At 73.9% G+C, this 17,387-nt stretch carries 15 protein-coding genes; all 15 read right to left on the minus strand.

The window, feature by feature from the left end:
* Window positions 1-15: 15 nt before the first annotated feature.
* Window positions 16-687: a mismatch-specific DNA-glycosylase gene (locus B4E97_RS09645; protein ID WP_372490234.1), complete on the minus strand. Its 672-nt coding sequence runs from the start codon at window positions 685-687 to the stop codon at window positions 16-18.
* Window positions 687-2,057: a signal recognition particle-docking protein FtsY gene (ftsY, locus tag B4E97_RS09650; RefSeq protein ID WP_286959683.1), complete on the minus strand. Its 1,371-nt coding sequence runs from the start codon at window positions 2,055-2,057 to the stop codon at window positions 687-689. Before ftsY ends, B4E97_RS09645 begins: the two co-directional genes overlap by 1 nt.
* Window positions 2,058-2,178: 121 nt before the next feature.
* Window positions 2,179-2,352 carry a hypothetical protein gene (locus B4E97_RS09655; protein WP_239262707.1) on the minus strand — a complete coding sequence of 58 codons (174 nt, stop codon included), beginning with the start codon at window positions 2,350-2,352 and terminating at the stop codon, window positions 2,179-2,181.
* Between the two features lie 67 nt (window positions 2,353-2,419).
* Window positions 2,420-6,196 carry a chromosome segregation protein SMC gene (gene smc / locus B4E97_RS09660; protein ID WP_239262709.1) on the minus strand — a complete coding sequence of 1,259 codons (3,777 nt, stop codon included), beginning with the start codon at window positions 6,194-6,196 and terminating at the stop codon, window positions 2,420-2,422.
* 137 nt (window positions 6,197-6,333) lie between these two features.
* Window positions 6,334-6,636, minus strand: a complete 303-nt coding sequence (locus B4E97_RS09665) for an acylphosphatase (protein ID WP_286956555.1) — start codon at window positions 6,634-6,636, stop codon at window positions 6,334-6,336.
* A 184-nt stretch (window positions 6,637-6,820) separates the two neighbouring features.
* Window positions 6,821-7,276 (minus strand): hypothetical protein, encoded by a 456-nt coding sequence (locus B4E97_RS09670; RefSeq protein WP_286959684.1) that lies wholly within the window; start codon window positions 7,274-7,276, stop codon window positions 6,821-6,823.
* A gap of 402 nt (window positions 7,277-7,678) precedes the next feature.
* A complete protein-coding gene (locus tag B4E97_RS09675; protein ID WP_286959685.1) occupies window positions 7,679-9,211 on the minus strand; it encodes a PHP domain-containing protein in 1,533 nt (510 codons plus the stop codon).
* A gap of 162 nt (window positions 9,212-9,373) precedes the next feature.
* Window positions 9,374-10,291: a bifunctional DNA-formamidopyrimidine glycosylase/DNA-(apurinic or apyrimidinic site) lyase gene (gene mutM / locus B4E97_RS09680; protein ID WP_239262717.1), complete on the minus strand. Its 918-nt coding sequence runs from the start codon at window positions 10,289-10,291 to the stop codon at window positions 9,374-9,376.
* Between the two features lie 9 nt (window positions 10,292-10,300).
* The gene (gene rnc, locus B4E97_RS09685; protein WP_019287935.1) at window positions 10,301-11,116 is read right to left on the minus strand and encodes a ribonuclease III; all 816 of its coding nucleotides are present in this window, start codon (window positions 11,114-11,116) and stop codon (window positions 10,301-10,303) included.
* A gap of 17 nt (window positions 11,117-11,133) precedes the next feature.
* The gene (gene rpmF / locus B4E97_RS09690) at window positions 11,134-11,328 is read right to left on the minus strand and encodes a 50S ribosomal protein L32 (RefSeq protein ID WP_019287936.1); all 195 of its coding nucleotides are present in this window, start codon (window positions 11,326-11,328) and stop codon (window positions 11,134-11,136) included.
* A 1-nt stretch (window position 11,329) separates the two neighbouring features.
* Window positions 11,330-11,899 carry a YceD family protein gene (locus tag B4E97_RS09695; RefSeq protein ID WP_286959686.1) on the minus strand — a complete coding sequence of 190 codons (570 nt, stop codon included), beginning with the start codon at window positions 11,897-11,899 and terminating at the stop codon, window positions 11,330-11,332.
* Between the two features lie 190 nt (window positions 11,900-12,089).
* Entirely contained in the window at window positions 12,090-12,581 is a 492-nt protein-coding gene (gene coaD, locus B4E97_RS09700) for a pantetheine-phosphate adenylyltransferase (RefSeq protein ID WP_019287938.1), read from the minus strand.
* Window positions 12,582-12,668: 87 nt separating this feature from the next.
* Window positions 12,669-13,229 carry a 16S rRNA (guanine(966)-N(2))-methyltransferase RsmD gene (rsmD, locus tag B4E97_RS09705; RefSeq protein WP_286959688.1) on the minus strand — a complete coding sequence of 187 codons (561 nt, stop codon included), beginning with the start codon at window positions 13,227-13,229 and terminating at the stop codon, window positions 12,669-12,671.
* A gap of 15 nt (window positions 13,230-13,244) precedes the next feature.
* Complete coding sequence (locus tag B4E97_RS09710) at window positions 13,245-15,566, minus strand: ATP-dependent DNA helicase RecG (protein WP_239262722.1); 2,322 nt, start codon at window positions 15,564-15,566, stop codon at window positions 13,245-13,247.
* A complete protein-coding gene (locus B4E97_RS09715; RefSeq protein ID WP_286959690.1) occupies window positions 15,567-17,258 on the minus strand; it encodes a DAK2 domain-containing protein in 1,692 nt (563 codons plus the stop codon).
* Window positions 17,259-17,387 lie beyond the last annotated feature (129 nt).

Here is a 17,387-nt window from a genome sequence, read left to right on the forward strand (position 1 = left end):
TTTAAGAGACACGCCCTAGCGACCCCAGTGGCCGCCCATGGGCGGGACCAGCCCCGCGTCCGCCCCCGCCGCCCGCATCGCGAGGGCGATCGAGTCCACGGTGTCGTGCGCGTTGAGCCCGCTCGGGTTGGGGACGACGTGGACGATCGCGCCGTGCCAGGGCTCCGGCTGCCGTCCACGCTTGACCTGCTTGACCTGCTTGACCCCGAACGCGATCCGGTAGGTCGTGATCCCCGCGAACGCCACCACGGTCGGACGCCGATCCTGCACCACCGAGGCCAGCCGGTCCAGGCCCTCGCGCAGCTCCTCGGGGCTCACCTCGTCGGCGCGCGCCGTCGCGCGGGCGACCAGGTTCGTCATACCGATCCCCCTGTCGCACAAGGCGACCCGATCGCTGTCGGCCAGCCCGGTGCTCGGGTCCATGACCCGGGGCACGAGGCCGGCCCGGTGCAAGGCCGGCCAGAACCGGTTGCCCGGCCGCGCGTAGTGCGCGTCCACGGCCCCGGACCACAACGAGGGGTTGATGCCGACGAGGAGGAGGCGCAGGGGATCCGGCAGCAGGTCCGCGATGACCCTCCCCCGGGCCTGCTGGAGCTCGTCGGCCGTGGGCCGCCGACCCCGCACGTATGCCGGGGAGCCCGCCGCCTCACGAGGCGACGGGCTCCCGCTCGGGTGCTGCGAGACCACTACTCGACGATGGCGTCGACGAACGCGACCGCGTCGAACGGCGCGAGGTCGTCCGGGCCCTCGCCCAGCCCGACGAGCTTGACCGGGACGCCGAGGGTGCGCTGGATGGCGACGACGATGCCGCCCTTGGCGGTGCCGTCGAGCTTGGTGAGCGCGATGCCGGTGATGGCGACCTCCTTGGCGAAGGCCTCGGCCTGCTTGAGGCCGTTCTGCCCCGTGGTGGCGTCGAGGACGAGGATGACCTCGTCGACCTCGGAGGTCTTCTCGACGACGCGCTTGATCTTGCCGAGCTCGTCCATCAGGCCCACCTTGTTGTGCAGGCGGCCGGCCGTGTCGAGGATGACGACGTCGACCTCCTGCTCGATGCCGGCCTTGACCGCGTCGAAGGCCACGGACGCGGGGTCGGCGCCGTCGCGGTGGGAGCGGACGGTCGGGACACCCACGCGCTCGCCCCAGGTCTCGAGCTGGTCGGCGGCCGCGGCGCGGAAGGTGTCGGCCGCGCCGAGGATCACGTCGCGGTCCTCGGCGACGAGCACGCGCGCGAGCTTGCCGACGGTGGTGGTCTTGCCGGTGCCGTTGACGCCGACGACCATGATCACGGCCGGGCGGTCACCGCGGCGGGTGGAGGCGATGCGGCGGTCCATGGTGGGGTCGACCAGGGTCAGCAGGTCCTCGCGCAGCCACTCGCGGGCCTCGGCCTCGTCCGTGGTGCCGTCGACGCGCACGTGGGTGCGCAGCGAGTCGACGAGCTCGGAGGTGGCCTGGACGCCGAGGTCGGAGGCCAGCAGGGTGTCCTCGACCTCCTCCCACGCAGCCTCGTCGAGCCGGCCGCTGGACAGCAGGGTGAGCAGGGCACGCCCGAAGGCCGTGTTGGAGCGGGCCAGGCGCGAGCGCAGCTTGTGCATGCGGCCCCGGGCGGACTCGGGCCGCTCGGTTGCGACCTCGGCCTCGGGGGCGGTGGGGGTCGCGCCCGACGGTGCTCCGTCGCGATCGCCGGGCTCGAGGGTCGTCGTGCGGGAGGTCAGGCCCTCGGGGTCCTGGTCGGGCGCGGGCGTGCCGACCGGCGATGACGACCGCGCGGTCTCGTCGTCGAGCTCGGCACCGTCAGCAGATCCGCCGCTGGTGCTGGTGGCGCCGCCAGGCTGTCCGGGCTCACCGGGCGTGCCGGCGTCGCGACGGGGAGCCTTGGGCTCGAGGACGTCTCCCCAGGTCGGGGCGGGCGCGTCACGGCGAGGCTCGGGTCGGGTCGAGGGCGGCTTGGGGGCGTCCTTGGTCCGGCCGCCACGGCTGCGCACGAGGCCGACGAGCGCGACGACGGCGAAGACGAGGATGCCGACGATGAGGAGCAGGTAGTCCTGGAGGGTGTCCACGCCGCCATCCTCGCAAAGGTCGACGCCCGACACACAACGCGCCGCCCGGCCGGCGCGACGCCGGACGGGCGGTGAGGGGTGTCCTGCGGGGTCGCGAGGACCCGCATGGCGACGGCCGGGGTCAGCGGCTGCTGCTGACCTTGTCCCGGGCGGCGGTGACGGTGTCGGCGACCCGCTCCTGCCCTTCGACGGTCAGGAGGGTGTCGCCCTCACGGGCGGCGGGGATGGCCACGAGGGCCACCACGACGAGGGCGAGAGCGAGAGCGAGCAGCATGCCAAGGATGACGACGACCATGACACCCAGTGTGTCCTGCCCGCCTGGGTGCCCGTCCAGAAATCGCCGCATCGCGTCCGGACTGTGATCAGGCTGGGCCATCCGAGTGAGCGGCGGCGACGGCCTCAGCGGGGAGGCCGTCGGCGGCGCCCTCGGTGACGCCAGCGCCCTCGGTGACGTCGGCGTCGTCGAGGTCGCGGATCCGCTGCGACACCACCGTCGTGACCCCGTCGCCCCGCATGGTGACGCCATACAGGGCGTCGGCGACCTCCATCGTGCGCTTCTGGTGCGTGATGACGATGAGCTGGCTCGAGTCGCGCAGCTCCTCGAAGAGCCCGATGAGCCGCCCGAGGTTGGCGTCGTCCAGCGCCGCCTCGACCTCGTCCATGATGTAGAAGGGGCTCGGCCGCGCCTTGAAGATCGCGACGAGCAGCGCCACGGCGACCAGCGAGCGCTCGCCGCCGGACAGGAGCGACAGCCGCTTGATCTTCTTGCCGGGGGGACGAGCCTCGACCTCGATGCCCGTCGTGAGCATGTTGTCCGGGTCGGTGAGCAACAGCCGCCCCTCGCCGCCGGGAAAGAGCCGCGAGAACACTCCGACGAACTCCCGCGCCGTGTCCTCGAAGGCCTCGGCGAAGACCCGCTGGACCCGGTCGTCCACCTCCTTGACGATGTCGAGCAGGTCGCGCCGCGACCGCTTGAGGTCGTCGAGCTGCTCGGTCAGGAAGGTGTGGCGCTCCTCCAGCGCGGCGAATTCTTCCAGCGCCAAGGGGTTGACGCGACCGAGGGCGGCCAGGCCGCGCTCGGCCTTGCGGAGGCGCTTCTCCTGCTCGTCCCGGACGAAGGCGACGGTGCGGGGCTCGCGGGCCTGGGCGTCGGGCTGGTCGCGGGATCCCTGCCGGCCCTCGGGGGTCTCGTGGTCGTGAGGCTCCTCATTGCCCTGGGAGTGCTGAGTGACCTTGGTCCCCTGGGAGCCCGCGCGCTCGCCCCGCGCCGGCTCCTCGATGACCGGGACCGGCTGGTGCGGGCCGTACTCCTCGACCAGGACGTCCGGCTCGATCCCGAGCTCCTCGATGGAGCGGGTCTGCAGCTGCTCGATCCGCAGCCGCTGCTGGGCGCGGGCCACCTCGTCCTTGTGCACCGAGTCGGTGAGCTCGCGCAGCTCGTCGGCGAGGGCCGTGACCCGGCGTCGTATGTCGACCAGCCCCGCCTCGCGGGTCGCCCGCTCGGCCTCGGCCCGGCCACGTCGCTCGGCGGCCTGCTCCACAAGCGAGCCCACCACGGTGACGGCCCGCTCGGCGCCGGCCTGGACCGCGCGGGCGACCTGGGCCTCGCGGCGACGACGCGCCAGGCGCTGGGCGGCCTGCTGCCGGGCCAGCTCCTCCTGCTGGGCCGCGCGCTCGAGCCCCGCCGCGCGACCGCCCAGCCCGCGCACCCGCTCCTCGCGGGTGCGCAGCGTCAGGCGCAGCTCGGTCTCCTGGTGCCGGGCGGCGGACGCCGATCCGGCGAGCTCGTCCCGGTGCTCGGTCGACGGCTCCGCCTCGTCCGGGTCGACCTCGGCCTGGGCGTCCTCCAGCCGCTGCTCGAGCTCGGCCAGCTCGCCCCGGTCGCGGTCGAGGCCCGCCGTGATCTCGGCGCCTCGGCGCTCGGTGCGCTCGGCCTCGGCGCGGGCCGAGCGGGCGGTGGCGGCCAGGGACCCGAGCTTCTCGGCGACGGCCGAGAGCTGGGCGTCGTTGTCGTTGAGGCGGTCCAGCGCGGCGTCGAGCGCGGCTCCCGCCTGCTCGAGCCGGCTCGCGGCCCCCTGCAGCTCGAAGGTCGCCCGCTCCCCCGCCGCCGTGGCCGCGTCGACGGCGACCCGCGCCTCGTCGACGGCGGCCTGCACCTCGAGCAGGCTGGGCGCCGAGCCGGAGCCGCCCCTGGCGAACCCCGGCGCGTGGACGTCACCGTCGGGCGTGACCGCGGTCGCCCCGAGGCCGACGACCGACTCCACGGAGCCGGCGTCGTCGACCAGGGCCACCCGCTCGAGGATCCGCACCAGGGCGGGCCGCACGTCGGCGGGCACCTGCTCGATCGCGTCGATGGCCCACACGGCCCCCGACGGCAGGGCCGGCCACGCCGGCCCGTCCGGGTCGGACTCCCCCGCCACGACCAGCGAGACCTGTCCGGCGTCCTGCTCGCGCAGCAGCGCCAGGGCCGACACCGCGTCGTCTCGCCCGGCCACGGCGACCGCGTCCGACGCCCACCCGAGAGCAGCCGCCAGCCGGGCCTCGTAGCCGCCGCGCACCTGCACCAACGACGCCAACGACCCGAGCACCCCGGACGCAGCCGCGCCGCCGGGACCCTCCAGGAGCACCGCCGCTCCGTCCTTGCGTCGCAGGCCGAGCTGCAGCGCCTCCAGGCGGGCCGTCGACGAGGAGCGGTCGCGGTCGGCGGCACGCACCGCGTCCTGCAGCCGGGTCACCTCGGCCTGGGCGGCCTCACGCTCGGCCTCCGCGCGCTCGTAGGCGCCGTCGAGATCCTCCTCGCCCTGCTCGTGGTCGGCGATGGACATCTCGAGGGCGTGGAACTCCTTGTCCGCCAACGCTGCTCGTTCCCGGGAGGCGGCGATGGTCTCGTCGAGCCGGCCGAGCTCGGCCTCGGCCGCCTCGATCCGCGAGCGTCGGGCCGCCACCTGCCCGGCCAGCCGCGCCAGCCCCTCGCGGCGGTCGGCCGCGGCCCGGGCGAGGCGGGCGAGCCGCTCCACCTCGTCCTGGTGCGCCCGCTCCAGCTCGCCGCGCCGCGTCACGGTCTCGGCGAGCCGATCCTTGACCTGCTCGACCTCCTCGGCGAGCGCCTGCTCCTGGGCCCGCACCTGCCCGGCCTCGGCCCGCAGCGCCTCGGGATCGCGACCGGCCTGCACCGGCTGGTGGGCCTCGTCGTCCGCGAGCAGGCGGGCGCGCTCGGCGGCCAGGTTGCCGGTGCCCGAGATGCGGTCGCGCAGGGACGAGAGGGCGAACCACTGCTCCTGGGCCCTGGCCACCTGCGGGGTGACCTCGGCGACCGCGGCCTCCAGCTGCTGCAGCTCGTCCTGGGCGGCACGCAGCGAGGCCTCGACCTCGGAGCGGCGGGCCAGCAGCGCCGTCTCGTCGGCGACCTCCTGCTCGAGCGTGCTCGTCAGCTGGACGAGGTCGTCGGCCAGCAGTCGCAGCCGGGCGTCACGGGCGTCGGCCTGGATGGTGGCGGCGCGCCGAGCCGTCTCGGCCTGCCGTCCGAGCGGCCCCAGCTGACGGCGGATCTCACCGGTGAGGTCCTGGACGCGCTGGAGGTTGCCCTCCATCTGCTCGAGCTTGCGCAGCGCGCGCTCCTTGCGCTTGCGGTGCTTGAGGACGCCCGCCGCCTCCTCGATGAACCCACGCCGCTCCTCGGGGGTCGCCCGCAGCACGGTGTCGAGCTGGCCCTGGCCGACGATGACGTGCATCTCGCGCCCGATGCCGGAGTCGGACAGCAGCTCCTGGATGTCCAGCAGGCGGCAGGCGGTGCCGTTGATGGCGTAGTCCGACCCGCCGTTGCGGAACATGGTCCGCCGGATCGTCACCTCGGTGTAGTCGATGGGCAGCGCGCCGTCGGTGTTGTCGATCGTCAGCGCGACCTCGGCCCGCCCCAGCGGCGGCCGCCCGGCCGTGCCGGCGAAGATGACGTCCTCCATCTTGCCGCCGCGCAGGCTCTTGGCCCCCTGCTCGCCCATGACCCAGGCGAGGGCGTCCACGACGTTGGACTTGCCCGAGCCGTTGGGACCGACCACGCAGGTGATCCCGGGCTCGAGCTTGAAGGTCGTCGCGGACGCGAAGGACTTGAAGCCCTTCATCGTCAGCTGCTTGACATACACGGTCGGCGGCGACTTCCTCGGCGGGGGACGCGGTCAGGTCGTCACTCTAGCGGCCGGGCCGTCCTGCGCCGGTTCACGGACGGTGATGTCGTATGACGAACCGCTACTTCTCGACGAGCGGCTATCTGTCGACGAACCTATTTCTCGACGAACCCAGAGGCGTCTCCACGCGGCTCCCCGGGGACGGCCACGCAGGACTCGACGTGCCCTGGCCGGCGCCGCCCCGCCCCGGGAGGCGGGGCCGGCGACAGGCGCCGGCCCAGCTCCTCCACCGTGTCGGCCGGGCCCTCTGCCACCACCTCGACCCGCCCGTCGCTCATGTTGCGGGCGTGCCCGGCAAGGCCGAGCTCCAGCGCCTGGGCCCGGGTCCACCATCGAAAACCCACGCCCTGCACCATGCCTCGCACGAAGTAGGTCGTCCTGGCGGTGCCCTCGGTCATGACTCCCAGCCTAGGCCACCCGGACGGGTCCGGCCGGGCTCCCCAGACCCACGACCCGCCGCGGGCGAAGGCATCAGCCGGGCTTCGTTCCCCAGGCTGATGATCCCGCCGGGGGTAGGTCCGTGGACCCCACGGGTCGGCCGGCCCCGGCCCCGGCCTCGGCCGTATGCCGGACCGCCCGCCGTCACCCGTGGTCGGCGCAGCAGGGCGTCGGCGTCGCCGTCTCGTAGGGCACGACCGTGCCCCCCGCAGCCGGTTGCACGACGAGCACGAGCCGGCCGGCGCGCCATACGGGCCGCACGTGCCCCCGGGTCACCAGGAGGGTCTCCGGACCGACCACCACGTCGGCGAGCCCCACCACCTCGTCGATCGCCGACCAGGCCAGCGCGTCGGCCACCGTCACGATGCCCGTCAGGCGCGGCCTGCCCGGATAGACCACGGCGCGACCGTCGCGACCCGCCTCCGCGTCGGCAGCGGCACGCGCGGCCGAGTCGGCGAGCCGCGGATAGCCACCACGCGCCCCTGGGGCGGCGAGCCCGATCTCGTCCGGGCTCGCCGCGGCGGTCTGCGGCACCAGGGCCGGACGCAGCGCGGCGAGGATGCGAGCCAGGTCAGCGCTCGTGGCGGTGCCACGGTCCACCGGACCGACAGGGCCACGTGCGAGGAGGCGCCCACCTCCCCCGGCACCAGGTGGGTGGACACGACGGCGGCGTCGCGCCCCAGCCTGGACAGCACGTCACCGAGGATCTCGGCCAGGTGGTCGGCGTCCCGCACCGTCGGGGCCACCGGGTCGAGCCCGACGACCACCGTCGTGGTGTCGCCGGGCTCGACCGTCGCCGTGGTGCTCACGTGCGGGGGAGGACCCAGATGGGGTTGGTGTAGAACCACAGGTCGTCCCAGGGGTTGGCCGCACCGACGACGTCGATGGCCGGCCCGGCCTTGTCCACGGCCGCGCCCCGCAGCCCGACCGCGGTGCGCTTGCCGTCGGATCCGCGCAGGCGGACGTAGACGCCGCGGTCACCGATGGTGACGGGACCGAACCTCAGCTCGACCCACTGCCCGCTCCCACCGTGCTGACGTCCCAGCTGCGGACGACCTGCGTCTCCGGAGCCACGAAGGTGTCGCGGTCGGAGGCCGGACCGGTCACGAAGCCCGCGACGGCGTCGACCTTGGCGAGCCTGGGCACGAACTGCGCCCAGTTGGGCAGCGACTGCGTACGGATCCGCACCACCAGCTCGGCCTGGGTGCCGCGGCGGACGGTGAGGACGCCACCGAGGCCGACCTCGCGACCGCCGGCGCGCATCCGCACGTCGAGGTCCTGCACGAGGCGCCCGTGGTCCACCCAGACGCGTCCGTCGCGCAGGCCGGACATGACGGCGGCGTAGTCGCGGCGGTCGGCGCCGACGAGCGTGCGGCTGTAGTAGCCGGGCCAGTAGTCACCGTTGCCGGTGTCGGGGACCGGCCCGTTGACCGGGTCGGCGTAGTGCCCCTGCTTGGCGAAGTCGCTGTCCGGGCCACCGCGCACGGCGGTGTCGAGGTAGACGCTGTGGCTGTCGGAGTTGGCGGTGATCCACCACGGCTTGCCCTCCGACAGGAGGCTGTCCCACAGCCCGCCCACGGTGGCCGTCATCCAGTCGAAGCCGCCGAAGGTCCGGTAGCTCTCCAGCGGGTAGCCCGCGAACGAGTCCTTGCTCGGCGAGCCGTCGTAGTAGCCGCGGCCCGAGCCGGGGCCGTGCGGCTTGGGGAGGCCCGCCGCCTGGTGGCCCGGGGCGCCCTCCATGCCGACCGCGATGCGTCCTGGCACGTCGCGCCAGCCGCGGATCTCGTGCGGGGAGTCGATCCCCTTGCGCGCCGGGTGGTTGGCCAGCATCAGCGCGTCCTTGATTTCGCGCGACCCGACCGCCGAGGCGAGGTAGGCCAGGCCCTTGAGCGCCAGCGACTCGTTCTGCGGGGTGGCGGCGGAGGCCTTCTTGACCGACCCGTCGTAGGTGTTCTCGAAGGCCTTGAGGACGGCGACCTCGTTGGCCCCGGGGTGGACGAAGACGGTGCCGTGCTCGGCGGCCGGGATGTTCCACTCCAGCCCCTGGAAGACGAGCATGTCGTCGAACTCCGCGCGAGCCGCCCGGATGTGCGGGTTGACCTTGTCGACGCCGATCTTGGCGTGCGTCTCCGAGCCGTGGTCCGTGATGACCATCCAGTCCAGGCCGTAGGCGCTCGCGTGCTGCACGTGGTCGACGACCCGGTACATCGCGTCGGACGAGAACTGCGTGTGGATGTGGTGGTCACCGGCGAGCCAGCGCTGGCCCCGTCCGTGACGCTTGCCTGAGTGGAGCATCTCCTGCTCGGCCGCGGCGGCGGTGCCGGTGCCCTGCTCGGTGACGAAGCCGGCGGCCGCCACCCCTGCGCCCAGCACACCGGCGGCGCGCAGGAAGTTGCGCCGGCCGAGGTCGCTCGGGGCCAGCTCCGTGTCGGGGACGTGCAGGTCCTCGGCCGGGCCGACGGGCGCGTCGTGGTCGTGGGAGTGGGTGTGCGGGTGCTCGTGAGAGTGGTCGTGAGGGTGGTGGTGGTGACCCATCGGGCGTCCTTCGCGTGCTCGTCAGGACCATCTCGCCGCCCCGGCGAGGTGGGTCGTCCGGGCATGAGTGCCCGGGCAGGCACCGTCAGCGTCCTCCCGCCGGGCAACGGTCCGGCGCGGCATCGTTGAACGCTCAGTGAACGTCTGGTGAGGTCGGAGGGGCTAGCTGCGAACGGTGGGATCGCCGCCGGCGCGCCGATCCCGCGGCCTCGGCTGGCACCGAGGGCAGTAGTGGCTGGAGCGGTTCATGAACGGCTCCCGACGGATGGGTGTCCCGCACCGCCCGCACGAACGACCTTGCTGCCCATAAGCGTTCAGCGACCGGTCGAAGTAGCCGCTCGCCCCGTTGACGTTGACGTACAGCGCGTCGAAGCTGGTCCCGCCCTGCTCCAGGGCCTCGCGCATGACCTCGGCCGCGTGGTCCAGGACCCGAGCCAGCGTCGGTTTCGTGAGCGATGCCGTGTCCCGCAGCCCGTTGACCTGCGCGCGCCACAGCGCCTCGTCCGCATAGATGTTGCCGATTCCGCTCACCAGCCCCTGGTCGAGCAGCGCCCGCTTGACCGCCACCTGCCGCGCCTTAGCCCGGCGCACCACGGCAGCCTGGTCATAGGCCGGCTCGAGCGGGTCGGGGGCGATGTGGGCGATGGACTCCGGTATGCCGGACGCCCGCCCTCCAGCGACGAGCTCGGACCAGGCGAGCCCGCCGAACGTGCGCTGGTCGACGAAGCGCAGCTGACGCGCCGGCTCACCCGACGGCCCGACGAGGTCGAAGGTCGCGTGCAGGTGCTTCTCCGGCGGCGCGTCGGGTTCCTCGACGAGCAGCTGACCGCTCATCCCGAGGTGGAGGATCAGCGCGTCCGCGTCCCCGCCCTCGTCCTCGACCACGAGCCAGAGGTACTTGCCGCGCCGCTCGGCGGACCGCACCAGCCGACCGCGCAGCCGGTCCTCCAGGTCGCGTGGACCCGGCGTGTGCCGGCGGGCGACGCGGGTTCCGCGCAGGCTGACGTCGGCGAGGCGTCGCCCGACCACGTGCTCGGCGAGGCCCCGGCGGACCACCTCGACCTCGGGGAGCTCCGGCATACGGCCTCGTCAGCCGCGCTCGAGGATCTCCCCGGAGGGGGTCCCGTCCGCGTCCGTGGCGACCGAGTCGTCGGCCGTCGGCGAGGTGGCTCGCGAGCTGAGCGCCGTCCACGCCACCTCGGCGGCCTTCTGCTCGGCCTCCTTCTTGGACCGTCCGACGCCCTCTCCAAGGACCTCGGTGCCCACGACCGCCTGGGCCGTGAACACCTTGAGGTGGTCGGGGCCCTCGTCGGTGAGGGAGTACTCCGGGACGCCGATCCCGAGTGTCGACGTCAGCTCCTGCAGGGAGGTCTTCCAGTCGAGGGCCGCCCCCATCCGCGCCGAGGACGCCATGAGCGGGTCGAGCAGGTGGTGGACCAGCGTCGACGCGGCGTCCGAGCCGCAGGACAGGTAGACCGCGCCGATCACGGCCTCGGTCGTGTCCGCGAGGATCGAGGTCTTGTCACGACCCCCGGTGCTCTCCTCGCCGCGTCCGAGCAGCAGGTAGGCCCCGAGGTCGAGACCGCGCGCGACGTCGGCGAGGGCTCGCATGTTGACGACGGCGGCGCGCAGCTTGGCCAGCTGGCCCTCGGCCTCGTCGGGGTGGGTGCGATAGAGGGTGTCGGTGACGACGAGCCCCAGCACCGAGTCGCCCAGGAACTCCAGGCGCTCGTTGTGGGGCAGGCCGCCGTGCTCGTAGGCGTACGACCGGTGCGTCAGGGCACGCGACAGCAGCGACTCGTCGACGCGCTCTCCGACCACCTGCGCGAGGTGGTCGACGAGGGCGCCGACGGGCCGCTGCTGCGAACCCTCCGGACCGGTCGCGGCGCGTGATGTGGTGCTCATGCGCTCGGCGACCCCGATCAGCCCTGGAGCTCGGTGCGCTCCGCGGCCGCGTAGTGACGACCGTTGTAGGAACCGCAGGACGGGCAGGCCATGTGCGGCTGCTTCATCGAGCGGCACTGCGGGCACGCCGTGAGGGCGGTCGCCGTGGTGCGCCAGTTCGCGCGACGCGAACGGGTGTTGGAGCGCGACATCTTCCGCTTCGGGACAGCCACGTCAGTTCCTCTTCTCTTCGTTGCTGGTCAGAGCTTGCAGGGCCGACCACCGGGGGTCGAGCACCTCGTGGTGGTGGTCCGGATCCTCCGCCAGGTGGGCTCCGCACTCGGAGCACAGCCCTGGGCAGTCGGCCCGGCACACCGGCTGGAACGGCAGGGTGGGCACCACTGCGTCCCGCAGCACCGGCTCGAGGTCGAGCAGGTCGCCCTCGAGCTCACGCACGTCGTCGTCCCCGTCGTCCGCCGCCACCTGCTCGTGTCGAGCAGCACGCTCGGCGTAGGCGAACAACTCCTGGAAGGTGGCCTCCACGGGGAGGGTCACCGGGTCCAGGCACCGCACGCAGGCGCCGGTCGCCGTGGTGGTGATGGTGCCGGTCACGAGGACGCCCTCGAGCACGGACTCGTAGCGCAGGTCGAGGTCCACGGGGGTGCCGGGCGCGACGGCGATGACGTCGGTCCCGAGATCCTCCGGAGCCTCCACGACGCGCTGCTCAGGGTGCATGGACCCGGGGCGACGACCGAGCTCCCGGGTGTCGAACACCAGGGGCGAGCGGGGGTCGAGTCGGGGCATGGCTCCAGTCCGAGCGGTCGAGGATGGTGACGGCACGTCCCGTCCGGGCCGCGCACATCGGTGCTGCCGGTCCGTCGCAGGCATCGAGATACCAGCACACAGACCGACGCACAAGACTACCGGACGTGGCGGGCTGCCCCAAATGCGACGACCCGTCCAGCCTCACTGCACCCCGCACCGCGCCGGCGGCTCAGGCTCCGCGCGCCCGCAACGCCCTCGCCACCGGCTCCGGGACGAGGTCCAGGCCGTAGCCGCCGAGGCGCCATACCTCCTTGACCAGCGAGCTCGACACGTGTTCGAAGGCGGGGTTCCCTGGCAGGAAGACCGTCTCGATGCCGGTGAGGTGCTTGTTCATGAGGGCCATGGGCAGCTCGTAGGCGAAGTCCGTGCCGGACCGCAGGCCCTTGACGACGGCCCCGATCTCGAGCCTCGTGCACAGGTCGACGAGCAGCCCGTCGGAGTAGGCCCCGACGGTCACGCCGGGGAGGTGGGCGACGGACTCCTCGACCAGACGCACCCGCTCGTCGATCGAGAACATCCCCGAGTCGGCCTTGGCGGGGTTGTAGAGCACGCCCACCACCACCTCGTCGTAGAGGCCGGTGGCCCGCTCCACGATGTCCAGGTGCCCGAGGGTCACCGGGTCGTAGGAGCCGGGGCAGATGCAGCGGCGCACCGCGCTCATGGTGTCCTCACCGGCCTCACAGATGCCAGGTCCTCGGCGCGTCGTCCCGTCGTCCCGCGGTCATGGGGGGTGGTCATGCCGTGAAACCTACCCCCGCTCGGCGTACCACACGACGGTCTCGCCGTACCGCTTCTCGTCGAGCGCGACCAGCCCCTGCGGCCAGGTGGGCTCGGGCGAGCGGGAGGACCGCTCGACCACGACGATCGCGTCCGCGGCGAGCCAGTCGCCCTCGAACAGACGGGCCAGGACGGCCGCGAGGGCCTCCTCGGACAGGTCGTATGGCGGATCGACCAGCGTGACGTCGAAGGGCTGCCCTGCTCGAGGCCCGGCGAGGACGCGCTCCACGGTGTCCCGGCGGACGGTGACGTCGCGAAGCCCGAGCTCCGCGGCGTTGCGGGTCACCACCTGCGCCGCCGACCGGTCGTGCTCGACCAGCAGGACGCTCGCGGCACCGCGCGAGGCCGCCTCGAGCCCGAGCGCCCCGGACCCGGCATACAGGTCGGCGACGTGGGCATCGGTGAGGACGTCGAGGTGGTCGAGACGGGAGAACACCGCCTCGCGCACCCGGTCGCTCGTGGGGCGGGTGCCGCGGCCGGTGGGGGTGCTGATGCGCCTGCCCCCGACGCTGCCGGCGATGATCCTGGTCACGCGGGCAGCCTACGGTCAGCCACGCTCGAGGTAGGCCGCGCTCTCGTCGTCGAGCGTGTCGGCGAGCCAGGCCGCCAGCCGGGGGTGGGCCGTGAGGGCGACGTCGTCGCGCAGCAGGGCCTGGGCGTCGTCACGAGCCTCGGCGATCAGCTCGACGTCGCGGGGGTTGGCGAGGCGGAGCATGCGGATGCGGCGCCGGCGCCCGCTCTGGCTGGCCCCGAGCACGTCGCCCTCGCCGCGCAGCTCGAGGTCCTGCTCGGCCAGGGCGAAGCCGTCCGTCGTGCCGGCGACGGCCTGCAGCCGCTGCCACGCCACGGGCCGGCCCTCGGGGTCACCGCTCGGGTCGACCGGGGTGGCGAGGAAGCAGGTGCCGGCGTGCTGTCCACGTCCGACCCGGCCGCGCAGCTGGTGCAGCTGGCTGATCCCGAACCGGTCGGCGTCCAGCACCACCATCACCGTCGCGTTGGGGACGTCGACCCCCACCTCGATGACCGTCGTGGCGACCAGCACGTCGATCTCGCCGGCGGCGAAGCGGCGCATGACGGCGTCCTTCTCCTCGCCCGAGAGACGCCCGTGCAGCAGCGCGAACCGCACGCCCTGGAGCTGCGGGGTGGCGTGCAGGAGCAGGTCGTAGGCCTGCAGGAGGCTCACCGCGGGCGGCCGTGCCGTGGCCTCGTCGGTGCCGCCGGGATCGATGCCGTCAGCGCCGTCGATGCCGTCAGCGCCGTCGGCGCCATCTGGACCGCCGGCCCCGGCGCCCGCCGAGGGCCCCACCTCGACGAAGCCGTCCTCGGTCTCGTCGCCGCTCGGGCTGTCGCTGTCACCGATCCGTCCGCACACGACATAGGCCTGACGGCCTGCGGCCACGGCGTCGGCCACGACCTGCCACATGCGGGCCATCCACGTGCCGTCCCCCTGCCGCACCACGTGCGTGGTGATGGGCGAGCGTCCGGCCGGCAGCTCGCGCAGGACCGCCGTCTCCATGTCGCCGAAGACCGTCATGGCCACCGAGCGAGGGATCGGGGTCGCTGTCATGACGAGGACGTGCGGCGGACGAGCAGCCTTGGCGCGCAACGCATCTCGCTGCTCGACGCCGAACCGGTGCTGCTCGTCCACGACGACGAGCCCGAGGTCGGCCAGCTGCACGGCCTCCTGGATCAGCGCGTGCGTGCCGATGACGATGCCGGCCTGGCCGGAGGCCGCCTCGGACAGGGCCCGGCGCCGGGCGTCGGTGCTCATCGACCCGGTGAGCAGCACCACCCTGGTGGCGTCGTCCGCCCCGCCCAGCAGGCCCGCCTCGGCCAGCGGGCCCATGATGGCGCGGATGGAGCGGTCGTGCTGGGCGGCGAGCACCTCGGTCGGGGCGAGCAGGGCGGCCTGCCCCCCGGAGTCGACGACCTGCAGCATGGCGCGCAGCGCCACGACGGTCTTGCCGGAGCCCACGTCGCCCTGCAGGAGCCGGTGCATGGGGACCGGGGAGGCCAGGTCGTGGGCCAGCTCCTCGCCGACGATCCGCTGCCCCTCCGTGAGCGGGAACGGCAGGGCCGCGTCGAACGCGTCGAGCAGACCCCCGGGCCGTCCGGGCCGGGCCGTTCCCTCGTCCGCGGCCGCCGTCAGCCGTCGCTGGACCAGCGCGGTCTGCAGCACCAGCGCCTCGTCGTAGCGCAGCCGAGCACGAGCGGTCTCGAGGTCGCCCCAGGTGCGGGGCTGGTGGATCAGCCGGATCGCGGTGGCCCGGTCGCACAGCCCGTGGCGGCGGAGCAGCTCGTCCGGCACGGGATCCTCCAGGTCGCCGACGGCGTCGAGCACGATGCCCATGGCGGTGCCGATCTGCCACGAGGTCAGCTTGTCCACGGCTCGGTAGACCGGGAGGATCTGCTGGTGCCGGACGGAGTCCTGGATGACCTGGTAGTCCGGGTGCGACAGCTGCCAGCGCCCGTTGAAGGTGCCGGCCTTGCCCGAGAACACCGCCAGCGTGCCGGGGGTGAGGTCCTTGGCCGGCCCCCAGTGGCTGAAGAAGGTGAGGTCGATCTCGGTCGTGCCGTCGGTCACGGTGGCGCGCAGCAGCTTCTTGCGGGGGTTGGAGCGGATCGGCGCGACGGCGGCGCGGAGCACCTCCGCGACCACGACCAGGTGCTCCCCCTCGTGCAGCTGGGTGGTGGACAGCTTGGCCTCGAGATAGGTCCGGGGGTACCACCCCAGCAGGTCAGCCGCCGTGACCAGGCCGACCTTGTCCAGCGGGTCGGCGGTGCGCTTGCCGAGCAGCGAGCGCAGGCTGCTGCCCGGTCCGGCGCGGTCCGCGCCCTCCCGGTCGACCCAGGTCGTCTCCCCCGCCACCTACTCGACCCCCACCAGCAACAGGTATGCCGCCTGCCCGCCCGCGTGGACGCCCACCTCCACGTCGGGCCACCGGGTGGCGAGGTGCTTGCGCACGACCGCGACATCGGCGTCGGACAGCCCCGCCGTCACGAGGGTGACCAGCTCGCCGCCCTGCTGCAGCAGGTGGTCGACGAGGTCGACGGCGACCTCGTCCATGGCGTCGCCGACCAGGACGATGTCGCCCTCGACGATGCCGAGCAGGTCACCCGCCCGGCAGGGACCCGCAGCCGTCGCCGCGTCACGCGTGGCCCGGGCGACCGCACCGCTGCGCACCTCGTCGACGACGGCCCGCATCGCCTCGGCCGCCTCGGCCGCCGGGGCCCCGCGATCGAGGACAGCGAGGCAGGCGAGCCCGGCGACGTCGGACCGGGACGGCACGACGTGCACCTCGCGGCGGGCGGCGGCCAGCTCGTCGGCCGCGCTCGTGACGGTGAGCAGCACGTCGGGGTCGTTGGGGAGCAGGACCACGGGGCGCCCGGGGTGCGCCTGGACCTCGTCGACGATGGCGCCGACGCTGGCCCGGGCTCCCGGGCTGCTCGGCACCACCAGGGCGCCCTCGGCGACGAAGAGCTCGCGCAGCCCCCGCCCGTCGGTGCAGGCCACGACCAGAGGCCCGTCCGGGTCGGCGACGGCGCCGGCGGTGCCGCGGCTCTCCCGGAGAGCAGCCGCCTGGGCGTGCAGGTCGGTGACCGTGACGGCCGACACGGCGCCGGCGTCGTCGGCGACCCGGAGCACGGCGTCGGGATCGTCGGCGTGCACGTGCACACGGGCCAGGTCGCCGTCGACCGCCACCACGACGCTGTCGCCGAGCGCGGCGAGCGACGACCTCAGGGCGACCACGCCGTCGGGCGAGGCCAGGTGGAGCACCAGCATCACCTCGTGCTGGGGACCGGAGTAGTCCTCCCCCACGTCCGGCCCGTCGTCGTGGGCCTCCCGGGCGAGCGCTGACAGGCGGTCCGCCTCCATGGCGGCGGCGCCGGGGTCGCCGGGGCCGGACTCACCGCCGTCGACCACCCGCTTGAGCGCGTCGAGGACCGTGACGAGGCCGGACGCTCCGGCGTCGACGACCCCGGCCGTCCGCAGCGCGGCGAGCTGGGTGGGCGTGCGGTCCAGGGCCGCGCGGGCCGCGGTGACGGCGGCGTCCACCACGGCGCTGAGGGTCGCCTGCGCCTGCCGGGCGCGCGCCTCGGCCGCCTCGGCGGCGCTGCGGGCGACGGTGAGGATCGTGCCCTCGGTGGGGTCACCGACGCAGTCGTAGGCCAGGTCCGAGGCCCGCCGGAAGGCCTGCGCCACCACACCGGCGTCCGCCCCGCCGTGGTGCGCCGGACGCTCGACGACGTCGAGCAGCCCCCGCACCAGCTGGCTGACGATGACCCCGGAGTTGCCGCGGGCCCCGAGCACGGCGGCACGGGCGAAGGTGGTGAGCTCCTCCTCGGGCTCCGCGGCGACCGAGCGCTCCACGGCGGAGTCGAGCGTGAGGAACATGTTGGTGCCGGTGTCGCCGTCCGGGACGGGAAAGACGTTGAGGGCATCGATCTCCTCGCGCCGCTCCGCGAGCGCCGCCCGGGACCGGACCGCCCACAGACGCAGGGCGTGGCGGTCGAGCACCCGCAGTGGATCGCGAGGCTCGCGGCGCTGCTCCTCACCCACGTGCGGCTCCCTCGGTATCGGTCGTCACTCGGCCCTCGGCCCTCGGCTCGCGCTGAGCCTACGCGAGCGCACCGACAGGCCCTCGCCGCCCCGGGCTGACCTTCGCCGCCCAGCGCAGACCATCGACGA

Source organism: Arsenicicoccus sp. UBA7492 (assembly GCF_002479615.1).
In the GTDB taxonomy this organism is placed as follows: Bacteria; Actinomycetota; Actinomycetes; order Actinomycetales; family Dermatophilaceae; genus Arsenicicoccus; species Arsenicicoccus bolidensis.